At 54.1% G+C, this 10660-nt stretch carries 10 protein-coding genes; 2 read left to right on the forward strand and 8 right to left on the reverse strand.

The genetic code is table 11. The annotated features are described in order from the left end of the window. Positions 1-79: 79 nt before the first annotated feature. From panC to thpR, 8 genes are all read right to left on the reverse strand, one after another. Positions 80-964, reverse strand: a complete 885-nt coding sequence (panC, locus tag L4C36_RS04310; protein ID WP_428476555.1) for a pantoate--beta-alanine ligase — start codon at positions 962-964, stop codon at positions 80-82. Between the two features lie 9 nt (positions 965-973). Continuing rightward, positions 974-1768 carry a 3-methyl-2-oxobutanoate hydroxymethyltransferase gene (panB, locus tag L4C36_RS04315; RefSeq protein WP_428476556.1) on the reverse strand — a complete coding sequence of 265 codons (795 nt, stop codon included), beginning with the start codon at positions 1766-1768 and terminating at the stop codon, positions 974-976. Between the two features lie 28 nt (positions 1769-1796). After that, positions 1797-2282, reverse strand: coding sequence for a 2-amino-4-hydroxy-6-hydroxymethyldihydropteridine diphosphokinase (gene folK / locus L4C36_RS04320; RefSeq protein ID WP_428476557.1), 486 nt, complete (start codon positions 2280-2282; stop codon positions 1797-1799). Continuing rightward, a complete protein-coding gene (gene pcnB, locus L4C36_RS04325) occupies positions 2279-3694 on the reverse strand; it encodes a polynucleotide adenylyltransferase PcnB (protein ID WP_428476558.1) in 1416 nt (471 codons plus the stop codon). The genes folK and pcnB overlap by 4 nt, the downstream gene beginning before the upstream one ends. Before the next feature lie 55 nt (positions 3695-3749). Then, positions 3750-4634: a tRNA glutamyl-Q(34) synthetase GluQRS gene (gene gluQRS / locus L4C36_RS04330; protein ID WP_428476559.1), complete on the reverse strand. Its 885-nt coding sequence runs from the start codon at positions 4632-4634 to the stop codon at positions 3750-3752. A 75-nt stretch (positions 4635-4709) separates the two neighbouring features. Continuing rightward, the gene (gene dksA, locus L4C36_RS04335; RefSeq protein ID WP_428476560.1) at positions 4710-5159 is read right to left on the reverse strand and encodes an RNA polymerase-binding protein DksA; all 450 of its coding nucleotides are present in this window, start codon (positions 5157-5159) and stop codon (positions 4710-4712) included. Positions 5160-5295: 136 nt separating this feature from the next. Then, the gene (sfsA, locus tag L4C36_RS04340; protein WP_428476561.1) at positions 5296-6000 is read right to left on the reverse strand and encodes a DNA/RNA nuclease SfsA; all 705 of its coding nucleotides are present in this window, start codon (positions 5998-6000) and stop codon (positions 5296-5298) included. A gap of 94 nt (positions 6001-6094) precedes the next feature. Then, the gene (gene thpR, locus L4C36_RS04345) at positions 6095-6664 is read right to left on the reverse strand and encodes an RNA 2',3'-cyclic phosphodiesterase (protein ID WP_428476562.1); all 570 of its coding nucleotides are present in this window, start codon (positions 6662-6664) and stop codon (positions 6095-6097) included. A 127-nt stretch (positions 6665-6791) separates the two neighbouring features. On the opposite strand from thpR, the gene hrpB reads away from it, so the two are divergent. Continuing rightward, on the forward strand, positions 6792-9266 hold the full coding sequence (gene hrpB, locus L4C36_RS04350; protein ID WP_428476563.1) for an ATP-dependent helicase HrpB: 2475 nt from the start codon (positions 6792-6794) through the stop codon (positions 9264-9266). A 5-nt stretch (positions 9267-9271) separates the two neighbouring features. After that, positions 9272-10660 (forward strand): transglycosylase domain-containing protein (locus tag L4C36_RS04355; protein ID WP_428476564.1); only part of this gene is annotated, 1389 nt, incomplete at its 3' end.

The raw sequence follows: 10660 nt of genomic DNA on the forward strand, positions 1-10660 counted from the left end.
ACTGATCGTGAACGGTATCGCAGACAGAAAAAATCCCAGCCAGGGCTGGGATTTTTTCGTCGTGACAACACGAAAAAGATTACTCTTCTGCGGCTGCGCTCGCAGACGATGGCGTGTTCAGCTCAACCACTTGGTTATCGATCAAACGGGCTTTGCCCAAAATCGCTGACATCAAGATCACCGCTTGCTGTGTCTCTTCGCCCACTGGCTGAAGGGTCACGGCATCACGGATGTAGATTTCATCCGGCTGTAGGCCGGCAGCACGCAGCTGATCGTTCGCGTCCACTACCACTTCGGCGTAATCATTACGACCGCCGCGCATTTGGCTACTGATCCAACGCATGGTACGCGCCAGAACGGGCGCACGCTGGCGCTCATCGACCGTCAGGTAACCGTTGCGAGAGCTCATGGCCAGGCCATCCAGTTCGCGCACCGTCGGGACACCGACAATCTCAATGTCCATCGCCATATCACGGGTCATTTGACGCAGTAGCGCCAGTTGCTGGTAATCTTTCTCACCAAAACAGGCCACGTCAGGCTGAACAATGTTGAACAATTTTGTCACTACAGTAGCAACGCCGCGGAAGTGACTTGGACGTAACGCCCCTTCCAGCATGTTAGAAAGTCCAGGTACTTCGACAAACGTCTGACGATCCAGTCCCTCGGGATACATAATGTCAGGTGTCGGGGTAAAGACCAAATCGACCGCTTCGCTATTGAGCTTGGCTAAGTCATCCTCCAGTGTGCGAGGATAACTGTTTAGATCATCGGCTTTATCGAACTGCATTGGGTTAACAAAAATGCTGACCACGACCACATCGGCATGTTCACGTGCTTTACGCACCAGCGTCAGATGGCCATCATGCAGGTTGCCCATGGTTGGAACGAACGCAATACGGCGGCCTTCACGGCGCCATGTGCGAATTTGTTCACGGATAGGGGCAATCTCGGCGAATGTTTGCATTTTTATTCCTTATTCAAAGGTATGTTCTGGGCCAGGAAAGGTTCCGGCCGCAACATCTTCTAGGTATTGGGTAACAGCTGCGCGCATCTCGCCCGTTTCTGCCAAATAGTTTTTGGAGAAACGTGGAATATAGTTGGCGGAGATCCCAAACATGTCGTGCATGACAAGGATTTGACCGTCGGTGGCATTACCGGCACCAATCCCAATCACTGGGACCTCAACCGCTTTGGTAATGCGCTCCGCTAAGCTGGCAGGTACACACTCCAGCAAAATGATCTGTGCCCCGGCATTTTTGAGCAGAATAGCATCTTTTACCATTTGCTCTGCGTGGTCGGAGTCACGTCCTTGCACTTTATAGCCGCCGAAAATATTGACGGACTGTGGGGTAAGCCCCAAGTGTGCACACACAGGTACTGCGCGCTCGGTCAGTTTGGTGACGGTATCGGCTAGCCAAGCCCCACCTTCTAATTTCACCATATTGGCACCGGCACGCATCAGTGTGGCCGCATTCTCACAAGCTTGCTCAGGCGTGCTGTAACTCATGAAGGGCATATCAGCCATCAACAGTGAGTTCGGGCTGCCAGCACGGACACAGCGGGTGTGATAAGCAATATCATCCACGCTGACGGGTAACGTATCGGGTTTCCCCTGAAGGACCATGCCGAGGGAGTCACCAACCAGCAGCACTGGGACGTCTTGTTGCTCAAACAATTGCGCAAAACTGGCGTCGTAGGCGGTGACTGAAGCAAACTTACGACCTTCTCGCTTCCATTTCATCAGGTCGTTAATCGTGATTTTTTTCATGTTATCTCCCTTTAGCCCTGAAAACGGGTTACTGGGACCAGATGGCCAGTCCGTTACGGTCTACCTGTGCCAGCAAAGATTGCAGGGCAGTGTGATCAGGCAGCACCAATTCAGGGGCAATTTCTGCAAGCGGATAAAGCACGAACTCACGCACTTTCATGCCATAGTGCGGCACGGTGAGACGGTCGCAATGAAGCTCGAGATCACCATAGAGGAGAATATCGAGATCCAGTGTGCGAGGCCCCCAGCGTTCATCCTTGCGTACCCGGCCATGCGCGTGTTCGATTGATTGGGTGCAGTCGAGCAAGGCGAGCGGAGCAAGCGCTGTCTCAACGGCGACCACGGCATTGATGTAGTCGGGTTGGTCCTGAGGACCCATGGGGGTGCTGCTATAGAGGGAAGAAACGGCAACCACGTTAACATCTGGGTGCTGTTTCAACGCCTCGATAGCGCGATTAGCCTGAGCGACAGGATCGCTCAGGTTACTGCCAATCGCAATGTAAGCGAGGATCATGATGATTTAGCCTGCGGCTTTTTACGGCGCTGCGGGCGACGACGACGGCGTGTGCCGGACTTGTCTTCATCATTCACTTGTAACACCATTTTATTGCGCTGGTTACGTTCGCCGTGTTGGAATTGATTCCACCACTGCGCCAGTTCCGCAATATCATTCCCTTCAAACTGGCCTCGCATTTCAAGAAAATCAAACGCGGCACGGAATTTCGGGTGTTCCATCATCTTAAACGCACGTTTACCGGTACGGCGGCTAAAGCGCATCTGCTGTTGCCAGATGTCACGCACCGTGGTGGTAAAGCGACGTGGGATCGCAATGGTTTTGACCTGCTCATCCAAAATATCGTTTGAGGCGACCATGAACGCGTCATAGTAAGACAGGCCGCTGGCAAACGAGATCTCTTCCGCGCGGGTGACCATTGGGTACCACAACATCGCGGCAAACATGAACGCCGGATTGACACGTTTTTCTTCGGCCAGGCGTTTGTCGGTTGCACTTAAGATGTGCTCGATCATGATCTCAGTCTGGCTGTTCTGCTCTTCCGTGAAGTGTTCAGACAGCAGTGGGAACAGCTGTTGGAACAGGTTGTATTCACGCATCAGTTTGTAGGTGGCCAAGCCGTTGCCCGATTGCAGCAACTTCAGGCTTTCTTCAAACAGACGCGCCGCCGGAATGTCTTGCAGCAGTGTCGACAAGGTTTCGATCGGCGCCGCTGTTTTCTCTTCGATGGTCATGTCTAGCTTGGCGGCGAAACGGATCGCACGCAACATGCGCACCGGATCTTCGCGGTAGCGTGTTTCAGGATCACCAATCAAACGCAGAATGCGGTTGTCGAGATCTTCCACGCCGTTCACAAAGTCCGTGACCGTGAAGTCTTTGATGCTGTAGTAAAGCGCATTGATGGTGAAATCGCGGCGCTCAGCATCTTCTTCAATGGTGCCGTAGACATTGTCACGTAGCAGCATGCCTTCTTGGCTTTGGGCTGAGACTTGCTTTTTATCTTGCAAGCTCGGCGCCGCATCGGCATGGTGACCTCGGAAGGTGGCGACTTCAATGACATCACGGCCAAACAAAATGTGAGCAAGACGGAAACGGCGACCGATCAGGCGACAGTTACGGAACAGTTGCTTGATTTCTTCCGGTGTGGCGTTGGTGGCAATGTCGAAGTCTTTAGGTTGTTTGTCCAAAAGGAGATCGCGAACACCCCCACCGACCAGATAGGCGTCAAAACCGGCTTTATTTAGACGGTAAAGGACTTTCAGCGCATTTTCGCTGATATCTTTACGTGAAATACCGTGCTCTTGGCGCTGATAAACTTGCAAGGCGAGTTCCTCGGTGTCGAGCGTACTACTATCGCGATTCAATACCTTACGGCAAAAGCTGGCTACTCGATTAAAGATAATACACCTCATTTATATGGTTCGGATTCAACAAACAGCCGCATATCATATATCACGGCAAGCCATTTTAGAATCCTAGCGTAATGGCAGTGGTGCTTGGCACGTGAGATAACTGCCAATGTTCCGTTGCCCAGCGTAGGATATCTGCCGTGGACGATGCGGCCAAATCAGCCGGTGGTTGCTGGCCTAAAAAGCGCAATGCCGCGATCAGTGCCGGTCTGGGATCGGCGGTATCGATGGCAGGCGCATGGTTTTGTTTTGATAGCTTATTGCCATTTTCAGTCACGGCTAATGGCAGGTGTAAATAGCTGACTTCAGGCTGCCCTAACAGGCGGTATAAGCCAATTTGACGACCGGTCGGCTCAATCAAATCTGCCCCACGAACCACTTGCGTGATCCCTTGGGCAATATCATCCAATACCACCGCCAAATTATAAGCAAACAGGCCGTCACGCCGACGGATGATAAAATCCTCGGCAGCCAGTGCGGCTGGAATGCTCATGGTGCCGTGCAGGCGATCGTCAAAGCGGGTGACCGGTTGGTCAACCTTGAGGCGAATCGCACTGTCCTGGGCGGAACCGTGCAACGCGCGACAGGTACCGGGGTAGAACCCGCCTGCTTCTTTGATTTGCTTGCGGCTGCAGTGGCAATAATACGCTTGCTGGTGCGCAAGCCAAGTGTCTATCTGTGCTTGGTAGGCATTGTGGCGTTGGCTTTGGTACATAATACCGCCATCCCAATGCAGACCATAGGCGTCCAGCGTGCGCAGTATATCATCGGCTGCGCCGGGCATTTCGCGCGGTGGATCAAGATCTTCCATCCTGACCAGCCATGTACCGCCTTGGGCACGGGCTTGCAGGTAACTGCCTAAGGCAGCGACTAACGAGCCAAAATGAAGCGGGCCTGACGGTGAGGGCGCGAAACGGCCGATATAATGTGTTGGAGTCGTCATAAGAAAACCATCAAAAACGAAAAAGGGAGCAGTTGCTCCCTCTTTGAATACCGTGGTGCGAATGACCGTGGCGTATTAGCCAGCCATCTGCTTTTCTTTGATTTCAGCCAGCGTTTTACAGTCGATGCAAAGATCGGCGGTTGGGCGCGCTTCCAAACGACGGACACCGATTTCAATGCCGCAAGAATCACAGAAACCGAAGTCGTCCTCTTCGATACGCATAAGGGTTTTTTCGATTTTCTTGATCAGCTTACGTTCACGGTCACGGTTACGTAATTCAAGGCTGAATTCTTCTTCCTGGGCCGCACGGTCAACAGGATCTGGGAAGTTAGCCGCTTCGTCTTGCATGTGGTTTACAGTACGATCGACTTCTTCACGCAGTTGATTACGCCAAGCGCTTAGAATCTTACGGAAGTGCTCTAGCTGAGCTTCACCCATATATTCTTCGCCGGCTTTCTCCTGATAAGGTTCAACCCCAGCAATAGCCAGGATGCCTAGCGATTTTTTAACGTTGCTCTCTGGCATATAGCATCTCCTAATATACCTAATAACCGTCACTGGTCAAAATTGGGCGGTATCTATAGCAGAAAGGGGGTAGCGTGGCAATTGCTGCATATGTTCAATTTTATCCCAATGTGAAGAAAGCATCACTTTGTGGCGTTTAGTGATTGAATTTTATGCAGTCTTCGAGATAGAGCTCATTTGGGTGCAATACTGCCTTGTAACAAAGGATCTCTACGCCTGCCCGTTCTGCTTGTTGGATTAATGAAAAATAGTCCGGGTCTATATGGTGTGCAGCAGAAACATTTTCAATGCCCGAATGCAAAATGGCGAAAAAAAGTATGGCACGCTTCCCGCTTTGTGCCACCTCAGCGAGTTCTCGCAGGTGTTTTTGTCCTCGGGTTGTGACCGCGTCCGGGAAAAAGCCTTGTCCGTGTTGCAACAGGGTCACGCTCTTGACTTCAATATAGCAGTCCGGTTGCGATTCTGCTTGCAATAGTATGTCTATCCTGCTGTTTTCACTGCCATACTTTACTTCTGTGCGCAACGTCGTATAGCCGAGTAACTCACTGATAACGTCATTGTTGATGGCCTCGACCACCAAGCGATTGGCTTGCGCGGTGTTCACACAAATCATGTCGCCGTCTGCGGTCTGGCTTAATTCCCAACTGCAGGGATATTTGCGCTTGGGGTTGTCTGAGGTGGAGTACCACACGGTATTGCCGGGCGTGGCGCAGCCCGTCATTGCGCCAGTATTGGCACAGTGCAGGGTGGTGACGGTGCCGTCTGGCAGGGTCACATCGGCGAGAAAACGCTTATAGCGTTTGATCAAGGTGGCCGGTTGCAGCGGCGAGGTAAATTTCATGCCGTTCCTTGTCATATAAAAGAGAGAATGCCGAAAACGGCGACGATCAATTACGTGATGTTTCATGCCAGTGTGTGATGGTACGCATGACCCATCATGGTGAGCCTGTCATGAGCGGCCATTGCTTGAGGCAGTGATAACGCACGCCTTGTTGGCCGTGTTCGGTGGTGGAAATATACAACCCAAACGCGGGAAAGTGAAAGGTGAGATCGGCCATTTCTGTATCGACTGGCCATATGGCAGGGCGTTGGGTGACCGATTTCGCTAACGTAATATGGGGCGTATAACGGCGGTTTTCTTGACCGAGGGCACAGGCTCGTAACGTGGTGTTAAGGTGATCAACCAGTGTCAGTAACGGCGTCGGCGAGTGTGGACAGCCCAGCCAAATCACCTGACTGCGGTGCCAGTAGCCTAAGGTCGAAAAGGTCAAGGAAAAGGCCTCGACCGTGGGCGGCTGCGCCGTAACGGCGTCAATCAGCCGCTGGGTGTCATCGGGGGGGACTGCGCCGATAAATGCGAGAGTGACATGTAGATTCTCCGTGGGCACGGCGCGGCCATAGCACCCACATTGCAGCGCCAAGTGTTGCAATTCGGACACACAGGTTGCCGGTTGCTGCGGGGATAAAGCAAAAAATAAGCGGTACTTTTTCGTCATCTTTTTCATGCTCATCGCGGTGACGGATGTATCACCCTGACATTCTCGTGGAAACGCGCACCGTGAACGGACTTATTTCGTGGACTTCGGTATACAATAGCAGGGCTTAGTTTGAATATGACACAAGGTGTTCCCATTGTCACAACTGCCAATCCACGACGTTATGACCTCGCTGCTTGCCGCATTAACGGCGCAGTCGCAACTGATCCTCAAAGCCCCACCCGGGGCCGGTAAATCCACCTGCCTGCCACTGGCCACCCTGCAACAGGGCGGCATTGACGGCAAAATCGTGATGCTGGAGCCTCGCCGTTTAGCCGCACGTAACATTGCCCAATACTTGGCGGCGCAGTTGGGGGAGTCGGTCGGTGAAACCATTGGCCTGCGTGTGCGGGGAGAAAGCAAAACCAGTGCGGCGACACGGCTGGAAGTGGTGACCGAAGGGGTGATGACCCGGATGTTGCAGCTGGATCCTGAACTGACAGGGATTGGCCTGCTGATCTTTGATGAATTCCATGAACGCAGTATTCATGCCGACACCTCATTGGCGTTGGCGTTGGAAGTGCAAGAAGCCCTGCGTGATGATTTGAAAATTTTGGTGATGTCCGCCACGTTGGATGACGCGGCGTTAACGGCGTTGTTGCCGGACGCGGCCTACGTCGAATCAGCAGGGCGTTGTTTTCCGGTCGAGCACCGTTATCAGCGCGTTGCCGACGGGGCAGACACGGTTGAAGCTGTGGCCAAAGCGGTACGCAGCTTATTGGCCAGTGAAAGTGGGTCGATGTTGGTGTTCTTGCCCGGTGCGGGTGAGATCCGTCGTTTGGCGGAACGGTTAGAGGACGGGTTACCGAGTGATGTCGTGATCAGTCCGTTGTATGGGCAGCTTAGCGCGCAGCAACAGCAGCAAGCCATTACGCCAGCACCTGCAGGTCAACGTAAAGTGGTGTTGGCGACCAATATTGCCGAAACCAGTTTGACCATTGAGGGGATCCGCTTAGTGGTCGACTGCGGGTTAGAGCGGATCGCCCTGTGGGATCCGAAGACCGGGATCAGTCGATTGGAATCGGTGCGTATTGCCCGTTCGTCTGCCGAGCAGCGCGCAGGCCGTGCTGGGCGTCTGGAGCCGGGTATTTGCTTGCGTTTGTACAGTGAAGATCAACTGGCCCGTCAGCCTGCCACCCCTCAACCGGAGATCTTGCGTGCCGACTTAACCGCATTGGCGATGGAGTTGGCGCAATGGGGCTGTACGGATGCCGCCGATTTGCATTGGCTGGATGTGCCGCCGACGATTGCCCTGACGCAATCACGTGCGCTGCTGCACGCCTTAGGGGCGATGGATGACCGTTGTCAGCTGACTGAGCGCGGCGCGGCGTTACATGCCCTTGGCGCGGATCCGCGTCATGCCACGATGCTATTGATGGCCAAAGAAAAGGGGCCGGTGGCGATGGCGACGGCAGCCATGCTGGTGGCGTTATTGGAAGATCCCCCGCGTGGCATGCATAACCCGGATCTGCATTTTCAGCTCAACCTGTTAGAGAGTGGCAAATTGCCACGCAGTCAGGCGTACAAACAACGCGTGCAGCAACAGCTGCAGAAACTGCAAAATGGTCAGGCTGCGCGGATCCCGTTACGGGTGGCGGGTGAATGGATCGCCCCTTTAATGGCGGCAGGGTTTCCGGATCGCATTGCTTTGTCGCGAGGCCGTGATGGACGCTACCAATTGGCGAACGGTCAAGGCGCGAGCCTGTGGCCGGATGAACCGCTGGCGGATGCGGATCTGTTGGTGGTGGCCGATGTGGTGAAAACCCGCCAAGGTGACAGCCGTATCTTCTCTGCTGTCATGGCCGATCTCGGCAGTTTGCAGACTCAGTTACCGGCGTTGTTTTCAGAGAGAGAATGGCTGGATTGGGATGACAAGAAAGGCCGTCTGACGGCAGAAAAACAATTGTGTTGTGGTAAGTTAGTGCTCGAACGTAGCCTGATGGCCGCGCCGGATCCGGCGAAAGCCAGTGAAGCCTTGCTCAATGCCATTGTGCGAAAGGGGTTGGGTATTTTGCCGTGGCGTGACGCGGCGGAGAATTTGCTGGTGCGCGCCCGCTGTGCGACGGAATGGTTGCCAGAGCTTGCCCTGCCTGCGATGGATGACGCCAGCTTGTTGGCTGATGCCGACGCGTGGTTATTACCGTATATGACGGGGATGAAAACCCTTAAAGCCCTTGAGCGGTTGGACGTGCATGCGGCGCTGGAAGCGCGCTTGGGATGGGAGAAAAAACACGCATTGGATGCCGCCTTACCGACCCATTATGAAGTACCCACCGGCTCCCGTTATCCCATTCGTTATCAGGTCGGCCAACACCCGGTGTTAGCCGTGAAGTTACAAGAGATGTTTGGGGAGGAAAGCTCCCCGATGATCGCCAATGGACGGGTGGCCGTGGTGTTAGAGCTGCTGTCACCGGCCCAGCGTCCGTTACAGATCACCCGAGATTTAGCCACGTTTTGGCAAGGTGCGTACCGTGAGGTGCAAAAAGAGATGAAAGGGCGCTATCCCAAGCACCCGTGGCCGGATGATCCTGCCCATCACGCACCGACCCGAAAAACGAAAAAATACATGTAGATGAAATGATGAATAAGATGAAATGGCTGACTCGCCAGATGGCGCCGGCACCGAAAAAGCCGGCGGCGGGCAAGGATGAAGCAAAAAAGCCGCCCCGCCGCCGCAAACCTCGTGCAACACCAGAAGAGGGGGCCAGTGAAAAAGCGCCAACAAAAGCAGCAGCAAAAACCGGGGCAAAAGCGACAGCAAAACCGCGTAAAGCGGCGACGTCGCGTGGGCGGAAAAAGCCCGCAGCCAAGGGCGGTCGGGTACCGCCGTGGCTGAAATGGCTGATGGGCTTTGGCTTGAAGGTGAGCATTGCGTTGCTCGCGGTGTTGCTGGTGGTTGGGATCTATCTGGATAAGGTTGTACGGGACCGCTTTGACGGGCAGTTGTGGAACTTGCCTGCTGTGGTCTACGGCCGCGTGTTGACGTTACAACCTGGACAAGCGATCACCCGTGAGGAAGTGCGTCGTGAACTGGACCTACTGCAATACCACAAAGTGCGTACGCCACAGCGTAATGGCGAGTATTCGTCGTCATCGACCCGTATCGAGTTGATCCGTCGCCCGTTTGAGTTTGATGATGGCGCAGAAGGCGCGCGGCATGTCATGCTGACGTTTGCTGATGGCACCTTGCAACGTATTGAGGAAGTGGGCACCAAGCGTCAGCTGGGCTATGTGCGTATCGAGCCGAAAATGTTGGGGATGCTCGGCACCGGCGATCATGAACAACGTCTTTTCATGTCTCGCGAACAGTTTCCTGAAGTGCTGGTGGACGCGCTGCTCGTCACCGAAGACCGCGATTTCTATCACCATGACGGGGTGTCCCCGCTGGCGATTGTGCGTGCCATGTTGGTGAACCTGAAGGCGGGTCGCACGGTGCAGGGGGGCAGTACCCTGACGCAGCAATTGGCCAAAAATATCTTCCTGAGCCGTGAACGCTCGTTGTGGCGTAAGGTGCGAGAAGCCTATATCGCAGTGATCATTGATTATCGCTACAGCAAAGATCGGATCCTAGAGGCGTACCTCAATGAAATTTACTTGGGGCAAAACGGCGGTAAGGAAGTGCACGGCTTTGCCTTAGGGGCGAGGTTGTACTTTGGCCGTCCGTTGCAGGAATTGCGTATCGATCAGCAAGCTTTGCTGGTGGCCATGGCAAAAGGACCGTCGTATTACAATCCGTGGCGTAACCCGGATCGCGCGCGTCAGCGCCGTGATTTGGTGCTGCGCATGATGATGGACAACCAGATCCTCACCGGCGATCAGTATGAGTTGGCCGCATCACGTCCGCTCGATATTCAGGCGAAAGCCATGCTGGCCAGTCGCCAACCGGCGTATTTTCAGCAACTCCAGCGCGAGCTGAAGCAGCGGGTGGGCGATAACTTCACACCGGGGGTGGGCTTACGGGTATTC

Origin of the sequence: Photobacterium japonica (genome assembly GCF_050337005.1) — a bacterium.
GTDB lineage: Bacteria > Pseudomonadota > Gammaproteobacteria > Enterobacterales > Vibrionaceae > Photobacterium > Photobacterium japonica.

What these genes read in the sequence shown, in the direction of transcription:
- panB (WP_428476556.1), bottom strand. Translation starts at nt 1,768, where the DNA reads ATGAAAAAAATCACGATTAACGACCTGATGAAATGGAAGCGAGAAGGT.
- folK (WP_428476557.1), bottom strand. Translation starts at nt 2,282, where the DNA reads ATGATCCTCGCTTACATTGCGATTGGCAGTAACCTGAGCGATCCTGTC.
- dksA (WP_428476560.1), bottom strand. Translation starts at nt 5,159, where the DNA reads ATGCCAGAGAGCAACGTTAAAAAATCGCTAGGCATCCTGGCTATTGCT.
- panC (WP_428476555.1), bottom strand. Translation starts at nt 964, where the DNA reads ATGCAAACATTCGCCGAGATTGCCCCTATCCGTGAACAAATTCGCACA.
- sfsA (WP_428476561.1), bottom strand. Translation starts at nt 6,000, where the DNA reads ATGAAATTTACCTCGCCGCTGCAACCGGCCACCTTGATCAAACGCTAT.
- gluQRS (WP_428476559.1), bottom strand. Translation starts at nt 4,634, where the DNA reads ATGACGACTCCAACACATTATATCGGCCGTTTCGCGCCCTCACCGTCA.
- pcnB (WP_428476558.1), bottom strand. Translation starts at nt 3,694, where the DNA reads ATGAGGTGTATTATCTTTAATCGAGTAGCCAGCTTTTGCCGTAAGGTA.
- thpR (WP_428476562.1), bottom strand. Translation starts at nt 6,664, where the DNA reads ATGAAAAAGATGACGAAAAAGTACCGCTTATTTTTTGCTTTATCCCCG.